The organism is Nostoc sp. NMS7 (genome assembly GCF_017115085.1).
Lineage (GTDB): Bacteria > Cyanobacteriota > Cyanobacteriia > Cyanobacteriales > Nostocaceae > Nostoc.
Map to the genome: position 1 here is coordinate 1 of NZ_JABXKJ010000114.1, position 18,578 is coordinate 18,578.

General features: G+C 42.0%; 12 protein-coding genes and 1 pseudogene. 7 read left to right on the forward strand and 6 right to left on the reverse strand.

Going from position 1 to position 18,578, the window contains the following annotated elements:
- The 3 genes and pseudogenes from HWQ38_RS11875 to HWQ38_RS11885 form a co-directional block, all read left to right on the forward strand.
- Nucleotides 1-77 (forward strand): annotated as a pseudogene (locus HWQ38_RS11875) (photosystem II protein D1); the annotation flags it as partial.
- Nucleotides 78-305: 228 nt separating this feature from the next.
- Nucleotides 306-815 (forward strand): hypothetical protein, encoded by a 510-nt coding sequence (locus HWQ38_RS11880; RefSeq protein WP_292793533.1) that lies wholly within the window; start codon nucleotides 306-308, stop codon nucleotides 813-815.
- A gap of 48 nt (nucleotides 816-863) precedes the next feature.
- Nucleotides 864-1,751: a hypothetical protein gene (locus HWQ38_RS11885; protein ID WP_292793535.1), complete on the forward strand. Its 888-nt coding sequence runs from the start codon at nucleotides 864-866 to the stop codon at nucleotides 1,749-1,751.
- A gap of 101 nt (nucleotides 1,752-1,852) precedes the next feature.
- Here HWQ38_RS11885 and HWQ38_RS11890 read toward each other — a convergent pair whose 3' ends face one another.
- The 3 genes from HWQ38_RS11890 to HWQ38_RS11900 form a co-directional block, all read right to left on the reverse strand.
- A complete protein-coding gene (locus HWQ38_RS11890) occupies nucleotides 1,853-2,572 on the reverse strand; it encodes a hypothetical protein (protein ID WP_292793537.1) in 720 nt (239 codons plus the stop codon).
- Nucleotides 2,573-3,003: 431 nt separating this feature from the next.
- Nucleotides 3,004-3,864, reverse strand: a complete 861-nt coding sequence (locus HWQ38_RS11895) for a 3'(2'),5'-bisphosphate nucleotidase CysQ (RefSeq protein ID WP_292793540.1) — start codon at nucleotides 3,862-3,864, stop codon at nucleotides 3,004-3,006.
- Between the two features lie 187 nt (nucleotides 3,865-4,051).
- Complete coding sequence (locus tag HWQ38_RS11900; protein WP_292793542.1) at nucleotides 4,052-4,951, reverse strand: sugar kinase; 900 nt, start codon at nucleotides 4,949-4,951, stop codon at nucleotides 4,052-4,054.
- An 80-nt stretch (nucleotides 4,952-5,031) separates the two neighbouring features.
- On the opposite strand from HWQ38_RS11900, the gene rsmI reads away from it, so the two are divergent.
- The 4 genes from rsmI (at nucleotide 5,032) to HWQ38_RS11920 (ending at nucleotide 11,741) form a co-directional block, all read left to right on the forward strand.
- Nucleotides 5,032-5,892: a 16S rRNA (cytidine(1402)-2'-O)-methyltransferase gene (rsmI, locus tag HWQ38_RS11905; RefSeq protein WP_292793544.1), complete on the forward strand. Its 861-nt coding sequence runs from the start codon at nucleotides 5,032-5,034 to the stop codon at nucleotides 5,890-5,892.
- 233 nt (nucleotides 5,893-6,125) lie between these two features.
- Nucleotides 6,126-6,404, forward strand: coding sequence for a GlsB/YeaQ/YmgE family stress response membrane protein (locus HWQ38_RS11910; protein WP_292793546.1), 279 nt, complete (start codon nucleotides 6,126-6,128; stop codon nucleotides 6,402-6,404).
- A 58-nt stretch (nucleotides 6,405-6,462) separates the two neighbouring features.
- Nucleotides 6,463-7,374, forward strand: coding sequence for a hypothetical protein (locus HWQ38_RS11915; protein ID WP_292793548.1), 912 nt, complete (start codon nucleotides 6,463-6,465; stop codon nucleotides 7,372-7,374).
- Nucleotides 7,375-8,096: 722 nt separating this feature from the next.
- Nucleotides 8,097-11,741, forward strand: a complete 3,645-nt coding sequence (locus HWQ38_RS11920) for a response regulator (protein ID WP_292793550.1) — start codon at nucleotides 8,097-8,099, stop codon at nucleotides 11,739-11,741.
- Between the two features lie 298 nt (nucleotides 11,742-12,039).
- On the opposite strand, the gene HWQ38_RS11925 is transcribed toward HWQ38_RS11920, so the two are convergent.
- The 3 genes from HWQ38_RS11925 to HWQ38_RS11935 all read right to left on the reverse strand — a co-directional run bounded on the left by HWQ38_RS11925 (nucleotide 12,040) and on the right by HWQ38_RS11935 (nucleotide 18,196).
- Entirely contained in the window at nucleotides 12,040-14,517 is a 2,478-nt protein-coding gene (locus HWQ38_RS11925; protein ID WP_292793552.1) for a DUF4214 domain-containing protein, read from the reverse strand.
- A gap of 455 nt (nucleotides 14,518-14,972) precedes the next feature.
- Nucleotides 14,973-16,760 carry an alpha/beta hydrolase gene (locus tag HWQ38_RS11930; protein ID WP_292793553.1) on the reverse strand — a complete coding sequence of 596 codons (1,788 nt, stop codon included), beginning with the start codon at nucleotides 16,758-16,760 and terminating at the stop codon, nucleotides 14,973-14,975.
- A 512-nt stretch (nucleotides 16,761-17,272) separates the two neighbouring features.
- Nucleotides 17,273-18,196, reverse strand: coding sequence for a DMT family transporter (locus HWQ38_RS11935; protein ID WP_292793554.1), 924 nt, complete (start codon nucleotides 18,194-18,196; stop codon nucleotides 17,273-17,275).
- Between the last annotated feature and the right edge of the window lie 382 nt (nucleotides 18,197-18,578).

Here is an 18,578-nt window from a genome sequence, read left to right on the forward strand (position 1 = left end):
CTCACAACTTCCCCCTAGATTTGGCTGCTGGTGATTTTGCTCCTGTAGCTCTAACCGCCCCTGCTATCAACGGTTAATCATAATCTGAGATACGCTCTTCAGGCTTATCTATAACTAAAAGACGCTCTCCCGAAAGGAGGGCGTTTTTGCATTGGGTTAATTGCTACCTTAAGCATGGCACTGGTTTTTGAGACCGCTATAGTTCAGAACTTAGACCATAATTATCAAAAAGTAAATTTTACGGGTAAAAATTGCTAGCAGCGCTGATAATTGCCTGAAAGCTCAAGTATAAGGAGAAGCCAAGAATGATTTTACACCGTGGGCGTAGGTTAGTAGCTGCTTTGTTACTGTCATTGGTACTACTGACAACAGCCTGTACTCCAAAAGCACCGGGACGTTTTGACCAGGCGCAAAAAGAAAGCACTCAACAAAAAAGTGGTCAAGCGGTGACTAAGACCGCAACTCAGGGTAGCGAATTTAATAAACTTTTCCCTAATGCTGGTGATGGCTACCAGCGCGTCTATAGCCAAGAGAAAAAAGGCTTTGCGGAAGCGAAGTTGAAAAAAGGGGGTAAAGATATAGCGTTGCTGTCTATTTCTGATACTACTAGTACACCGAGTGCAGTAGCAAAGTTCTCGAAGAGTACTAAAAAAATTGGCGGTTATCCCGCAGTAGAAGTTGGTAACACGCAAACTGCAATTTTGGTAGGTAAGTACCAAGTAAAAGCACTTTCGCGTGATCCGTCATTTAAAGCTAGCGATCGCGCCGATTGGTTAGAGAAGTTTAATCTGAATGGTTTGGCTAAACTGAAATGATTTGCACTACGAACATTTAGATAACAAAACCTAAATAAGGAGATTTTTGTGAGTAAATCGATTGTTGAGTTGGTTGATCAATTACCAACCGGTGGCTTGACTGTTTCTATGTTGAATTCCCTCGATTTTGTTGCTCCCGGACAGTGGCAAAATACCGTCGGTTTTGTCAACACTATTAAAACTGTGACTGGCGAAGACGACGAAGATTTAATTCAGCAAATTGGTGAAAGAGCAATTTATTTATTCAACGACAAATCTCAAGGATACCAAACAGCCTTGTGGTTATATCAAACCGTTGATGGTACAGATAAAGCGCTTGGTGCAGCAGCTTTAGCTAACAAAGTCGGTGAGAAAATTCCTCTGTTGGGTTTTTTAAACTCTGTCACTCCCAAACCAGACAAAGCCCAAACCATCGATCTGACATTAAAATTAGTGGCTGAGTTGGTAGCTTTCTGCCAAATTAACGGCATTCCTGGAGACAGTATTGGGGATTTTGTCGCCTCTTTAGGTGAGTATAGCGGTGAGTCACTCATCCGCATGGTGGCATTAGTTTGTGTTGATGGTTTGATCCCTCTGGGGCCAGACTTCATCAGCAAAGCGATATCTGGGCTTAATCAAACAAATCCCCAGGAGTTAGAAAAAAACTCGACTTTCCAAAACATCAAAGATGTGATTCCAGGCAACAATTCTGGTGGTAAACTCGCTTTTATCGGCGAAAGTTTTGACTCAGTTAAAGGTTGGATGAGTGGGTTAGTCAGCGCCAATAATTTAACGCCACAAAAGGTAGTTGGCAACTTACAAAGTTTTGTCGATATTGCCGATGATAAGTTAGACTATCTCGCGGCGTTCCTAGATGTAGCAACGAATTATTATGAACACACTGGCACGCAAACTTTAGCACGTCGCTTGATTGAACGGGCGGTAGCTGAGATTTAGATTTATTGGGAATGGGGAGTAGTAGTGCTGAGTAAAGAAGTGCTGAGTGGAGAATCTGACTTCTTTACTTCTTTACTCAGAACTGTTTTGCCCCATGCCTCTTAGGGTAAACGTAAATCTGCTGCGATCGCATACAAGTAAGGTTGAAAAATAGCCAAGTTTTCCAGTTTCTCAAACTTACCTGTTTGCGTACCTGCGTCAAAGGCGGTGGTAATTACGTAAAGTTTACTACCATCAAAGGCAATATGACCGATATGTTGCTCTTGTACTCCACCTTGTTGGTTGAGTCCGGCGAACCCGTAGCGGATTCCCTGAAGCTTACCAACGGGTACTGCTTGCGGTGGATAGGCTGAGAAAGTAATCTGTTTTCCATATTCACCCTGACGATCTTTCACAAAAGCAGCGTAGTGGTCTGCAACCCAAGCCTTGAGTGCTGATAATATCTGGCTTTGGTATTTGGAACTTTGGTAGTCCACTTGGGAACCAGGTGGAATACCGGCTGCTACAAGTTTCTTTTGGAAATCCTCATTGTTTGCTAGCGGGTAAACTTTAATCTCAACTGTACCCAAAACTTCCCCTTTGGAGGAGACACACAATAAAGGCGCATTTCCCTTACAAGCTGCAACTTCCCAGTTAGTTGGAGCAGCAGCACTTCCCAGGATTTTCTGCCAGATATTTCCCTCTTTAGGGTTGGAAAGTCTTGCAACAGCAAGGGGTTTTCCGACTTTGGGTGGAGAAAATTGGGGGAGAATAAATTTTGCTCCCACTGGTATTGACACCAGCAAGATAGAACCTAGTAATAAATGATAAAGTCGTAACATTTTATTGAAAATCCAGAGCCAAGGATTGCAGACTAACGATATCTACAATACTTTATGGATATACAGGAAGATACATTTATATTGCTGCAAGTTCCGCAAATGGAACTCAACAAACTATCGCTCTTTATTACTCTGAAAAAACAAAATATTTGTAGGTTGGGTTGAACATTCGTGTTACCCAACGAAAGCAAGGATTCTTGGTGTTGGGTTATCCTGTTTTAAGCCGCAACTCTTGGAGACGCTTTGCGTAGCTTGCTTTTCCAACGACAGGCTTTTGTTGCTTGTAATATAAGAGTTACATTTTTAACAACAAATCGTAATTAACTAGCGATCGCCCAGGCAATTAGTGTTGTCAACTACCCACCACTGAGCGCGATACCGCAGAGCCTGGGGGCTGCAAATTAAAAAATATTCATCCTCAAATGCCCCATTTAGTTATGCTCAAACTGCGCTAAAATCCTTTCTGCTTCCTTACATAGCACCTGGTGATATTCACCGTTACTAGCCAGCAAACCTCCCCATTGATTGATATCACCGGTGTTATATTGCAACGGAGTGCCGTCGAAGTGGGTAAATTTACCACCAGCTTCTGTTAAAATCAGTTCTGGGGCTGCTATATCCCAATCTTTAGGCGCAGACTTGCCGGAAAGGGAAATGTAGATATCTGCCTGTTGCTCGACAATGGTGGCGATTTTGCAGCCTACACTACCCACAGCTTTCTGATTTTGACAGGGTAACTTTTGTAATAAGTAATCTAAACGTTGGTTGCGGTGAGAGCGACTAACGACTAAGGTTAAATCCTCAACTCGTTTCCCTGACGACACTTGTAAGGGAATAGATCGATCACGGGTTTCTACAAATGTACCCCCGCCTTTGGTAGCGTAATATAGCTTTTCTGTCTCTGGTACTGCCACCACTGCCAACACTGGGCGAGTTTCCTTGACTAAAGCAATGTGAACTGCATAGTCTCCAGTTTTTTCGATAAAGTCTCGTGTACCATCCAAAGGGTCAATTATCCATACCCAAGGGGCGGAAGGCTGTGCTACACTACTTGGCGCTTGGTAAGTTTCTTCACTGATGTAAGCAAAATCTTCATTACCTAAAGCTGCTTGTAGCCTCTGCAAAATGTATTGACTCACAGCTACATCGGCAACGGTGACAGGCTCATTTTCTTTATATTGTACTTCTAAGTTAGGGTCTTTTGCAGTGCCGTGGTAATACGATCGCAGTATATCTGCTGCACCCCAACCTACCTCACGAGCGATCGCTAATATTTCTTGTAAGTCTTTCATTAATTTGACCTGATCTAAAAATACGTATAACCTGATTAGAGGCGCACAGTGATGCTTACTTAGTTTAACTAATTACTAATTCCCAATTCGTAATTGGAAGTCTTTAATTACGAATTACGTTAGCGAGTCATCGAGCGTCATTACGAACTTGTAGTGAGCGCAGCCTCTCGTAGAGAAGTATTACGAATTATTTTAAATCCATCCAGCGTCGGGTGCCAAAAAATTTACAGGAATCAGCAGCAATATTAGCTGCCAGTGCTAGTGCATCAATAAAACTTTCCCTTAAAATGTAATCACAGAAAGCACCGTGGAAAATATCTCCAGCCCCTAATGTATCAACCGCTTGAATCTGCGGCACATCTACGATACCAGTTTTACTACAACTCAAGTATTCAATTGGTTTTTGTCCGTGGGTAATGGCGATGTGAGGAATCTCAAATCCACCCAGATAGGTAAAAACGTCTTCTGTAGTCTGGCAGTTGGGGGGATAAAAATTAGCCGAACAGATAGCATAATCTACAAACGGCAGAATTTGCTCAAATCCAGGTTTCCAACTACCACCATCAATTACTACTGGGATATTCTTGGCTTTAGCGATTTGGGCTATGGAATAACTAACCGCCATCTGATGTCCATCAATCAGTATTATATTGACATTTTGCAAAATATCTGCCGGGATAGATGCGCTGCTAGCTTGAGTTTTGACAGCATTAATGGAAACCACAGCTCGTTCACCCGTGGCTTGAGTGACAATGATTGAGGATACAGGCGGTGCTAAATCAGTGCTAGGCTCAAGGTCTGCGATCGCAACTTTGTAATTTGCCAAATCACCGCGAATTAGCTGCGTCATCGGGTGAGAACCCACTACACCTAAGACTGTAGCTTGATTACCTAAATAATTGAAAGTCACAGCCGCGTTTGTCGCTGGGCCTCCTGCCGCTACAGTATAGTCAGTAGCAACAATCTTCTGATTATTCTTCGGGGCAGAGTCAGCAAGGTAAATCAAATCTAAGGTTACTAAACCGACAAATAACCCATGATCCGATTTTGGTTTTTGGATTTTGGATTTTAGATTATCATTTGTCATATATGTTCGTATAGGTGCATAAATTATTATTTTTAACAGACGCGATTAATCGCGTCTCTCCTAACTCCTAACTCTCCCTCATGCAAACCGATCCAAAACCAGGAACACTTTACGTTGTCGGCACACCAATTGGCAACCTGGAAGATATAACCTTTCGGGCGGTGCGAATTTTGCAGACTGTGGATATCATTGCTGCGGAAGACACCCGTCACACAGGGAAACTACTACAACATTTTCAAGTTAAGACACCCCAGGTAAGTTACCACGAACACAATCGTACCAGTCGCATCCCCGAATTATTAGAGCATTTAGTTAACAATAAAGCGATCGCTCTGGTGAGTGATGCTGGAATGCCAGGAATTTCCGATCCGGGATATGAACTGGTGAAAGCCTGTATTGAGGCGGGAATTCCGGTAGTTCCCATTCCTGGCGCTAGTGCTGCAATTACTGCTTTGAGTGCAGCCGGACTACCAACGGATCGCTTTGTCTTTGAAGGCTTTCTCCCGGCGAAAACTCAACAGAGACAAGAACATTTAGAATCTCTGCAAACAGAATCTCGCACATTGATTTTCTACGAATCGCCCCACCGCTTGCGAGATACTTTACAAGATTTAGCAGAGGTTTGGGGAAGCGATCGCCAAATTGTGCTAGCACGGGAGTTAACTAAATTGTATGAGGAATTTTGGCGGGGGACAATTGCCGAAGCGATCGCTCACTACAGCCAACGAGAACCCCAAGGTGAATATACATTAGTCGTGGCAGGAATTCCCCCCAGTCAGCCCCAACTCACACAAGAGGAATTGAAAGCCGAATTGAAACAGTTAATTACTCAGGGAATATCGCGATCGCAAGCTAGCCGTCAGTTAGCAAAAGCGACTTTCCTTCCCCGTCGCCAACTCTATCAACTAGCTCTTTCTATAGTCCTCACTCCTGAGTCTTGAACAACTAATAAGTAAGTGGGCGTGAATAATCAAAGTTTTGGATGATTGCCATACCAAAGACATTATTGTTACTAATTTATCTATTCATCCTCAAATACCACTTAGTGAATATTCAAATGATATCTAAAGATTTTTGATATTAGTTCTCTAGATAGATCAGAAAATTTGTCGGCAAACTTTAAGATAAAAAAGTCAAAAGCAAAGAAAGCAGATTCTTACTAAGGAAAAATACAATGGGTAATATTATTGCTTGGCTGGTTTTGGGTTTAATTGCAGGTGCGTTAGCTAAGTTATTTTATCCAGGAACCCAAGGTGGCGGCATTCTCTCCACCATTGTTTTAGGAATCCTTGGAGCCGTTGTTGGGGGTTATTTGGGTCAAACTTTGCTAGGAAGTAGTTCTGCCGCCGCCGCATCTGTAGGAGCTTTTTCCCTTGGAAGCATTTTATTTGCTGTTCTTGGTGCGATGCTACTGATTTTCCTTTGGGGTTTAGTGACTCGTCGAGCTGTGTAATTACCTGAAATTAGCTAACAGTCTTGGGAATCACTTCTAGCTGCAATAAACCGATAAAATGACATTAGAAAAAGAGCGAAGAACTATAGGAGTTTTCGCTAGATGTTCGGATGCAGAATTAGCACTTCAGGAACTCAAAGCTTCTAATTTTCCAATGCACAAAGTTTCTGTAATTGCACGGAATGCCGAAGAACAAAATGATATTGCTAGTGTTGAATCTAAACATAGCACTGGCAATACATTCTCAGAAGATGCTGCTAGAATCGTTAATAGTGATACTTTAGGCGCTCTTACTGGCTTATTAGTCGGTTTAGTGGTCTGCGTAATTCCTGATATAGGTCGAGTTATCCTAGCTGGAGGAGAAGCAACAGCGATCGCGACAACTTTAGCAAGTGGTTTGCGTGGTTTGTTGCTAAGTTTAGGAATTCCTCAAGAGCAAACACAGGTTTACAGCGATCTAGTTTATCAAGGTTACTATTTGGTGATAGTAACCGGTATAGATATAGAGATTCGTGTTGCTAAGAGGATTTTTAATACCCGTGATATTCAAGAGTCTGGTATTGATCAGCCATACTCTACTCCAAATAGTCGCTATAAAAATGCAGTTGGTATTTTTTCTAGGCGTCAAGACACAGAAATAGCACTTAGTGAACTGAAAAGTGCTGGCTTTCCGATGAGTCAAGTTTCGGTGATTGCTAAGGATACAAACACGCTGAATGGTTTTAGTGAGGTAGATATCAGCAGCTACAAAGATAACTACGCTATTTTAGGAATTCCTAACGATCTAGCCAGATATTATGAGCATCAAGTGACCCTTGGCAATTACCTATTAGTCCTAAATAGTACCGATATATACATGGCAGGTGCAAGAGCTATTTTAGAGAGTAACAAGATTCAACATTTTCGGATCTATAGCCAATTTGAACTTAATGCAGTTAGAAGCGATCGCCAGACTATTACGAACTTATAGTTACAGCAGTTTTCATGTATTTGAACCACATCTGTCGTAGGGGCACAGAAAAAGCTCATACGTGTCAACTTAATATGAAAGTAAGTCTAGAACCAGCTTTTAGAGATTGTCTCGTTAAGAGTCTCGGACTGGGAATGCCTATGCGAGGCTCCGCCTCAAGAAAGAGCGGCAGAGCCGCAATGAGCAACATTTCCAGCCTCTGGCTGGAAACGAGGTTTTAAAAGGGTTTTGGCTTAAGTTGACACCAATGAGCATTGCTGTGCCCCTACCGCGTGGTCTATTTAGGGACTTCCAACTAAAAAAATATTCCATCGCATTAAGGCAGGGGAGCAGGGAGCTTTCTAGCATGGGGGAGGAATAGTCGTGTTGATTCCAGAAATTGGGATAATTTATTTTTTGGAAGTCCCTTACCTGAAAATAGCTGTAAACTGCTGTAATTATAGATATTTCTAAAAATTTAGCCTATCCAAAGATTTAATAAATATTAAATATCCAAATGCTAGAGAAAAAATAATTTTTTATATTTTTATATAATTATTTAAAATAACGTTACATTTTTAAATGTATTATCATAGATATGATAATATCTGATGTGCAAAAAACTAGGCATATCAGATGTGAATTAAATTACATTTGTTTTGCATAATTAAAAGATCATCAGAATCGTCTTTTGAGACGATTCTGATCAAAAACAGAAATAATTTGAATAACTGCCGGGAATAATGTTGAACCGTTTGAAGATTGGAACCAAGATTGGAGTAAGTTTTGCCCTGAGTTTGGCAACTCTGACCACCATTGGTCTAATCTCCTACCAAAGCACCAATGATCTAATTGAAACTTCGCGTCAAGAAAATCATACCTACGAGGTGTTAAGTCAGCTTGAAGACCTCAACTTGCAACTGATAAATGCTGAGACTGGGCAGCGTGGTTATATTATTACTGGAAAACAAAGCTATTTAGAACCTTATAATGCTGCCACTCAAGTACTGGCTCAAAAACTTAATGAACTTCTGAGGTTAACAGCAGATAACCCCAAGCAACAGAGTCGGCTTGATGTTTTACAGCCACTAATCGCTCAAAAGCTGGCTGAACTTAAAGAAACCATTGACTTGCGCCAAAACCAAAGCTTTGAAGCTTCTCAGAAGGTCGTTCTGACAGACCGGGGCAATCTGCTAATGGGTGAAATCCGCAAAGTTATCCAAACGATGAAAATTGAGGAGGATACACTGCTGAGACAGCGTGCTGAGAAGGCACAAGCAGCAGCTCGGCAAACGATCGCTACTGTTGTCTATAGTATCCCTGTATTTTCTTTGATCTTAGCTTTGATCGGATTCGCCCTGACCAGACATATTTCAGTACCCCTGAAGCGAGTTTCTGATTTGGCAGAAAAAATGGCGGATGGAGATTTATCCGTGACTTTACCAGATAGCGATCGCCAAGATGAAATTGGCGTGTTGACGCGCACCTTCAACCAGATGATCGTTAATTTGCGAAACACAACTCAAAAAAATGACGAGCAAAACTGGCTAAAGTCTAACTTAGCTGAATTTACCCAGATGCTCCAAGGGCAGCGAAATCTAAAAAGTGTGTCTGGGATGATCTTGTCGAATTTAGCACCACTAGTTGGAGCATCGCAAGGCGTTTTTTATGCGATGGAATCTATAGACGACGATCCTGTACTGAAGTTGTTGAGTAGTTATGCTTATAAAGAGCGAAAAAACGTCGCAAATCAGTTTCGCTTGGGCGAGGGATTGGTAGGACAATCCGCCCTAGAAAAACAAAGAATCCTGCTCACGCAAGTTCCTAATGACTATATCCGCATCACTTCTGGCTTGGGAGAAGCTGCACCGCTAAATATTATTGTCTTACCTATACTATTTGAGACGCAGGTTAATGCCGTAATTGAACTTGCCTCTTTTGGGTCTTTTAAGGAATTGCACTTGACATTTTTAGAGCAATTGAGTGAAATTCTGGGTGTCTTTTTAAATAACATTGCCTCACAATTCCAAACTCAGCAACTACTTGAAGAGTCTGTTGCTTTAACAGAAGAACTGCAAACTCAGCAAGAAGAACTACAACAAAGCAATCAACGCCTAGAAGAACAGGCGCACGAGTTACAGGAATCACAATTTCTTGTGAAGCAGTCTAACGAGGAATTACAACAACTAAATGAGGATTTAGAAGAAAAGGCAGAATTGTTAGAAGCTCAAAATCAAGAAGTTGCCCGCAAGAACCAGCAAGTTGAGCGGGCGAGGCAGTCTTTGGAAGAGAAAGCGGAACAACTGGCGTTGTCTTCCAAATATAAGTCAGAATTTCTGGCGAATATGTCCCACGAGCTGCGGACACCCCTAAATAGCCTGTTAATTTTAGCTAGGCTGCTAGCAGATAACTCTCTGAGCAATTTGACCGACAAACAGGTAGAGTACAGCCGGACTATTTACTCAGCTGGGACTGATTTGCTAGAGTTGATCAATGACATTCTAGATTTGGCAAAAATTGAGTCGGGTACTATGTCGCTCGATATTCAGGAAATTCTTCTTGCAGATTTGGAGACATCTCTAGAGCAGACTTTCCGGCAAGTTGCCCAGAATAAAGAACTCAGTTTTACTATTCAACTAGATGATAAGTTACCCCCGACAATTTATAACGACTCCAAACGTCTGCAACAAATATTGAAAAATCTCCTGTCTAACGCCTTTAAGTTTACGGAACAGGGAGGCGTAAAGTTACAAATTGACATCGCAACTCAGGCAGAGGAAGTTGATAATCCGATGATTGCTTTTGCAGTTAGCGACACGGGTATAGGCATTTCAGCCGAGAAGCAGAAGATTATTTTCGAGGCATTTCAACAGGCAGATGGCACAACCAGCCGCAAGTATGGGGGAACTGGCTTAGGCTTGTCCATCAGCCGCGAATTGGCTCAACTGTTGGGAGGGAGAATTGAATTAGTCAGCCAACCAGGACAGGGAAGTACTTTCACCCTTTACTTGCCCAGGCGACAGGAAAAGAATGGTCAAAATATTCTCACCACATCATCTTCTGAGCCAATCACCTCTATCCGCACAGCATCGATCATCAAAGAATTGCCAATGGTCGAAAGCAGACCCACAACTGTAGACATATCTGCATCCGCGAAAGTACTTAGTACCTTCCCCAGCGAAATTCCAGACGACCGGGAAATAATTCAACCGGGCGATCGCATTTTGCTAATTATCGAGGATGACGATAAATTCGCCCGCATCTTACTAGATATGGCACGTCAGCAGGGCTTTAAAACCATCGTTTCTTTACAAAGCAAACAAGGTCTAGCATTAGCGCAGCAAGTTAAACCCAATGCAATTATGCTAGATATCCACATGCCAGAGATGGATGGTTGGACGGTGCTGGATCGTCTGAAGCATAACCCAAACACTAGACATATCCCAGTACATATACTTTCTGTTGATGAAAGACAACAACGGGGATTACACTTAGGAGCGATTACCTATCTCCAAAAACCCGTTTCTCCAGAAGCGCTAACTCAGGTATTGAGTGAAATTAAAGGCTTTATTGATCGTCAAGTAAGAACTCTCTTAATCGTCGAAGATGACCCCGTACAAGCCCAAAGTATTATCGAACTGATTGGTAATAGTGATGTCCAGAGTACAGCAGTGGGTACGGGGGCAGAAGCACTTTTGATTTTGCGATCGCATCACTTTGATTGTATGGTATTGGATCTCGGTCTGCCCGATATGAGCGGGTTTACACTAATTGAGCAGATCAAGCTTGAACCCAGACTTTTAAAACTGCCGATCATCGTTTACACCGGCAAAGAACTCAGCCGACAAGAAGAAACCCAACTACGGGGACTAGCAGAAACAATTATCATTAAAAATGTGCGATCGCCAGAGCGGTTGTTAGATGAAACAGCCCTGTTTTTGCATCGGGTGCAAGCAAATTTGCCCCCACCAAAGCGTCAAATGTTAGAGCAACTACATCAAACAGACCCGGTGCTGGCTAATCGGAAAATTTTGATTGTAGATGATGACCTGCGAAATATTTTTGCTCTCACCAGCTTTTTAGAAATCTATCAAATGCAAGTGCTATTTGCCGAAAATGGCAGAGATGGCATCGAGATGCTGGAAGCTAATCCTGACATTAATATAGTTTTGATGGATATCATGATGCCGGAAATGGATGGTTACGAAACCACCAGCGCCATCCGCCAGCAACAAGAGTTTCGCTCACTACCAATCATTGCTTTAACTGCCAAAGCCATGCCAGGAGACAAGGAAAAGTGCATCGAAGCTGGAGCTTCTGACTACATCACCAAACCTGTAGATACTGAGCAACTGCTTTCACTACTTCGGGTTTGGCTCTATCGGTAAGGAGTCACGTCGCTTCGCTCCGAATTCAAAATTTAAAATGACGCTCTCTACGAGACGCTGCGCGAACGGCAAGCTCAGGGCATCGCGCTGCGCGAACGCGGACTCGCTAACGCTACGCTAACAAAATTCAAAATGTATATTCCATTAGCTTGATCGTCTTGAACTAAAAATCTGATAATAAAATTGTCATATCGGACTCCTATTTGATTTTTGAAAAAACTCAGTATTAGTATAGGAAGCAAAAAAAAGGACTAACCCTAATAGATCAGTCCTTTCTTTTTTCAAACAAGAGAGATGATTAGGCGGAGGCGGAGAATGTAAAGTCCCCAGCAGCCAGCGTAGTAGTGCTGGCAAGTTTAATCAGTAGATCGTTTTTATCCAAAGTACCTACAGTGGCATCATTACCCAAGATATAGGTATCACTCCCCAATACGAAAGCACCAAATTTGCCAGCGCCAATTGCCGCAGCAGCATTTGGAAGTGCGGCGCTCAAGGTGGTTGCATTACCGACGGCTGTCTGTACTGTCGACTGACTAACAAGATCAGTGGCACTGAATACGTTTCCACTGAGTTCGATTTTATCTGTTCCTTGCGCGAAAGAATTAACAGTATCAAAGGTATCGGTAGCACCTCCGGTAAAGCTTCCGGCATTGGAAGCTGCGATCGAGAAGACGAAAGTATCAGTACCAAGACCACCTGTTAATACGTCTGTACCAGAACCAGCTACCAATCTATTAGTACCAGCACCACCTATTAATGTGTTAGTAGTACCAGCACCACCACCTGTTAAGGTGTCATTACCATCACCACCTGTTAATATGTTAGTACTAACAGTACCAACAGTACCACCATCACCACCACCACCAGTAGCGGTTAAAGCCCCTTTGAAACCAGTAGCATCAATGTTTACATTGATGGAGGTAGTGGGCTGTGCAATTGTGAGGGCGCTGTCACCCGCAACTTTGATCGCCACAGTACTAGTAGTCGCAGTGCCTAGACCAGTGCCTAGTGTGATCAAATTACTAGCAGTTGTAAGCTCCTGCTTCTTAGATTGTATGTTGAGGGTAGTAACGCCAGTTAAGTTTAAAGCGTCGATTGTCGCATTATCTTGAAGTGCGATATTAGCAGCACCAGTCCCGGTGATATCGAATGAATTAGCTGTAGAACCTACTGGATAAGACCCAGTACCTGCCAAGGTAAAGGTATTGCTTGCAGTCGCCCCAGTAACTGTGATCGTATTTGATATCGGTGCCGTACCTGTTAGTGTGAATATATCGTTTGAAAAAGCAGTAACCTTACTGGCATCGACTGTTATATTAGTACCTGATAAGTCCAGTACTTCAAAATTCTTGACAGCGTTGATAGCTGCATATTGGGGGTCGCTGAGAATACCATTGATACCCGTAAGTATTAATGTATCCGTTGTGCCAGCACCAGCGTCAAGCTTATCGCTGGTATTGAAGTCGGCTAATGCAGAGCTCAAGGTATCATTTCCACTACCGCCCGTGAAGGTAGCATCCACGGTACCAACTGCTACGTAAACACCGCCTGTGTTTGCGCTGGCATCAATCGTTGGTACTGTTATCGGGGTAGAATAACCTAAATCTAGTATGCCGGCACCAGTAATTTTCAGGGATTTCGTGGCCGTTGGTAGTGTTAAATCGTCAATGTAGTTGTATCCTAAACCATCAGCGGCAATGTTAAGAGTAGCGAGTGCAGCGTTGATAGTGCCTGTGTTTAGATCAAGCGTATCCACTGCGGCATCCTTGATGGACAAGTTTGCACTGGTGGTCGTAGAACCAAAATCAGCCGTGAGTGTCGTGACAATCGCGGTAGGATCGGCATTGGCGGTAAGGGTGGTACCTTCAACACCAAAGGTGATACCACTAAGTCCCTTGGCGGTAAAAGCGGCTAGGGTACTAGAGAGACCTTCAATGGTGACTTCTTGAAGACCTGTAGTTTTGCCAGTGAAGTCAATTATGGCACCACTAGTAGGACTTAAAAGTTCTACGTTTTCAACATTTAATAGAGTTGGCACAGCAGCAGTACCATAAGCACCAAAGTATTGGAAGGTATCGATGCCTGCACCACCATCTATCTTGTCAGTGCCTTGGACTAAATCTGTTGCTGGTGTACCAGTGTTAGCGCCTTGGATCGTGTCATTCTTCGCTGTACCTATTAAGTTGTCAAATACGGAGGTTGTCAGAGCAGTGGTTGTACCGGCTGTCGCTGCTGATATGTAACTATCGATCTTTGTATCAACCGCCGTATTACCTGCTGTAACTGATGTCGGGTCAGAGGTAATCGAATTGAGAATAGTTGTTGAATCTGTAAATGTCTCCGGGGTGGCTGAGATATTATTATTGAGCAGCCCATTGGTAAACTGCGTGGCAATGGTAATCTTATTTTGCAAAGCTGTGATGTCTGCACCCCCAGCACTTTGGATTAATGTGAGGATAAAGGTCGAAGCTTGACCCGATCCTTGAGTGTTCAACAGATTAACCCAATACGCCAATCCTGCGGCCTCTGGCTGCCGATTGAAAGCATTGAGGTAGATTGAGGTGACGAATGCAGTCGGATCGGAGATATTAGGAAAGGCTAGGTAATTATATTTATCTTTGGCCTCTTGTGCACCACCAAAACTATCGGCTATGGTTTCGAGCGATACGTTTTGATTGGCTTGGCTTACCCAATAATCCAGACCAGAGACATCAGGGGCACGATCAAAGTAGCTCACATAAAGCTTAGTAATTAAATCCCTGGTTGCTGTAGTCATAGTTCTATTTCACTCTTTATTAACTTCAAGACTGTTTTGAGTTTTAGCTGGTTCACTTTTTGAATAGCTAGTTGATAGTTTGCCAAACTAAAGGATAAAATCATCCAGTGGTTATACTGAACTGTTTTGCCAGGGAATATCTATAATTAAGTAGTTTTACGGTTGATTTTATAATTTAAGTAGTTTAATGGTTGATTTTAGAACACAAGATTTGATTTTTTTGTTTTCCCCAACTGAATTGCTTTGCCTTTTTAGACCTTAGCTGGAAAGGTGCGATGCAAGTTATCCGCATTATGATGTGAAACCAATCGAGTAGATATTCTGTACTCTCCGCTTCCAGTCACAGTGGAAGCAGCAGCCCCGTGATTAGGCTAATAAAAAGACCTCTCCCTGGTTTGGCTACGCAAAACCTGTCCCTCTCCGCATCTGAGAGGGACGGAGGTAAAATTTTAGACTTAAATAAAAATCGTTACATGCAGCATTGCAACGCCGACATCCAACATCCAAAATCCAAAGTTGAGTATGGAGTTAGGGGCATTTTTTTGATAATATTGAGCTTTAGCGCGATCGCTAGCAAGTGCTTGTGCTAATTCGGTTTTACTCAGCGACTGAACCAGACTCAATCCCAGAGATTTACTAGAAATGCTTTGGGTGTAGGCGGCGTTGAGGTAAGAGACGTATTTTGGTCTTCTTGCGACGTAAGTTTGGAAGAAAGGTAAACTCAAAACGTTCATGTAACGACGCGCTTGGGAAGCATCACCAATCATATCCGCAGGTAATGCTACTTGCTGATTTCCAGGGTTGCCATTGCCAATAGTGGAGAAGTGGGTAGCACCTAGAAGTATGACGAGATACTTTTGTGAATTCGCTAACCAAGAGAAAGGTAGAATTTGCTCGGCTAAAGCTGGTGCTACTGTATCATCACTACTGCCAACGATCATCACCGGAGTTTTAATTTGACTTAAGCCGGCTTTGCCGAAAATAGAACTAGTAATTGGATTAACTGCGATCGCGGCTTTCACTCTCTGATCCCGCAGGTTATAATCCTTCTCAGACTTGCTGATGCTCAGTTCCAAAGCACGACACTGGAGCAGTAAAGACATATTCCAGGTATTTTGTAGTGCTGCTGGTTGACAATCTTGTTTTAGCTGCTCAAAGTTGATTTTAGCACCTGCCAAGGCCAAGGCTGTGTAGCCTCCCAAAGATTGACCAAATACTCCGACTTGTTGCAGATTTAACCGACCTTTAAATCGTGAATCAGATTGATTATCTTTTTCCAATTGATTCAATATATATGTTATATCCAAAGGCCGGTCTTTAAATTCACTTGGTTCCGCTATTTCAATGGCGTGTCCATTTAGCAGAGAACGCAATTGTTTAGCATCACTACCAGGATGATTGGGAACGACGACGGCAAATCCGTAGGAAGCTAGATGAGTCGCTAAATATTGAAAGTTGCTGCTGTCTAAACCCAAGCCGTGAGAAATCACAATTACGGGTGCAGCATTCTGGACTTTGGGAATATAAACATCAGTTAATAAAAGCCGATTGCGCGTTGAGTCGAAAAAATTCAGGATGTATTTTTGCGACTTCAACTTTCCCGGAACCTGTAAATCGGGCAATTGTGATAAATTGGGTTGTGAAATCGTAGCAGCTTCTATCTTAGACTTTTGGGAAACTGCTGCGATCGCCCGATGCGTTTGGTTAACAAGTTTCTCCAATTCTGTAGCTATTTCCAAAGTCTCTGCTACATCAAGGCGAATGCTGCTGGCGGGATATTTACGTAAGACATTCAAAAGTGTCAAGCCGGACGATTCCGCAGAGGCTAAAATTAGCGCCGAACGCAAAGCCCCAAATTCTGGTTTTGGCTGAGAAGATTTGACTGTAATCACTTGCGCCAAACGATGCAACAAAAATTCTCCTTGCGGTGTGTAGAGAAGTTGCGAAACTACTACCGGACTAACTTTTACACGATTGAGTAAAATCCGCCGCAATTCTTGAAGCTGTTGTAGAGGTAAATATTGCTGATACGCTGCCAAGTCTTCGTTAATTACACCTGTTTTGGCGTAGTTTTCTAAAGTGCTGACTGAAATAGAAAGCTCTAAAGCTGAATAAGATGCATAAATCCGCTCTGCTGCCAAGACAGAATTACTAATTCCAAATGTTGGCAGCACTATTGAAAGAACCAGCAATAGGGACTTTTTTCTGAGGCTGCTGGCCCAATTACCAAACAAACTATTCATCGCTCAACTGTTTCGGTGGTCTGGTTTTATCAGGTGTTGGCTTTGGTAGTTATTCGGGCACCCTGTTTGGTTTACTTAAAGTTATTAGCCTCAATTTTATCAAAACAGAATTTAGGAGTCAGGAGTTATAATTCACGATAAATTATATATGACTTGGGGATGTAGCTGGCTTTAGCTCAGAGTTAGAAATGGCTTTAAAATGCCCATCCAATCTAGGATTTACTAGTCAAAAAAGTAGTTTTTCCCAATCACCCAGTAATAGATTCTGACTCCTGAATTCTGATTTATTTTTCAAGGATTTTTCTTGACTATAAGCTCAACAATTAAATACTACGGAGTTACACAGATGGGTAAAGTATCCATCTTCCAAGAGGCTGACTCCAGTAGGTTGCCTTCACTATCAAATCATAACAAATAAAAAATACTCTGCCTCAGTATTTATGTTGTAGCTTTGAATATGGCACGAATCCACTAGATGAAAAACCCCGTAAAAATCCTGAAAATCATTTCGATTAATTAGCTTTTCTCAAGGCGATCGCTACTGAACCTGTGACTACTAAACCCGCTCCTAATATTGCTGTGAAACTCAAGTGTTCTGGTGATGTCAAAGAAGGTGCAATAATAGATAAAACTGCAAGTAATATTAATGTTACAATGGGAGCCAAAGCTAATACTGCACTCACTCGTGATGCTTCCCAATGTTCTAATGATTCCGCAAAAGCACCGTAAGCTATTAAAGTATTCAAAGCGCAAAAAATCAACATTCCTAAATGTAAAGAATCAAGTATAAAAAGTGATTTTACTCTGGCGAGAGGAGTGAATAATAAAGCACAGCCCCCATAAATAATCAACATGATGCTAGGGGAAGATAAAGATTGTAATAACTGCTTTTGTGCCAAGGCATAAATAGCCCATGCTGCTGCTGCTAGCACAATCAGAAGACTACCTAGTATATATATGCTATGCGCTGTAATTAAATTTGTTAGTTGTTCACGAAAAAATAAAAGATAACCGCAAGTCATTACACTTACACCAATCCATTGATCCAGCCGGTAACGTTCTTTAAAAATCACTAACCCTCCCAAACCTAATAAAAGGGTAGATAATTGAATCAGAACTTCAGCATTAGCAGGCGATGTTAGTGCTAAACCTTGCATGAACAGAAAGTAATTAATCCCTAATAAGAGTGTAGCGATCGCTAACAACTTCCAAGAAGCAGAACGCAATTGTTCTAACTTTGGTAATTTACCACGTATTCCTAAATACATAGCAAGCAGTAAAAAAGATACCAAAAAGCGAAACCAAATGACGGTATAGACATCAAGTGCTTCAAGAGTTACCGTCAAAGCAATAGGTAAAATTCCCCATAATAAGACCGTCAATAGCGATAAGGCTAGCCCTAAGCGCCACTGGCCAGAACTTTGATGTAGTGACATTCAAATATCCTACTCAAAGTAGGGCTGATCATCACCTAAGATATATCTAAATTTTATAAAACTCTTGTGTATTCAGCATCTTAACACCCTCATTAATGCTAGCTAAATGTAAAATAGCTTACCTACCTTGCTGAATTTGTTTGTAGTCTATGGTGTTTTTTGTTTACATAAAATTCGTAAATTGCGTAATTACTTTACATGAATAATAAATTTAAAACTTGTTCATAAATGTATAATCTTTTGCAATGTTATTTTATCACAAAAAACTATGGGGATCATACCCATAATAAGCTTAGTAGTGTTTATTACTGGCTTATCAACTTACTTGCTACTGACCTCAAAAGGTCGATTTTTGCTCAAATCTTTAGTGACAAAAATAAAG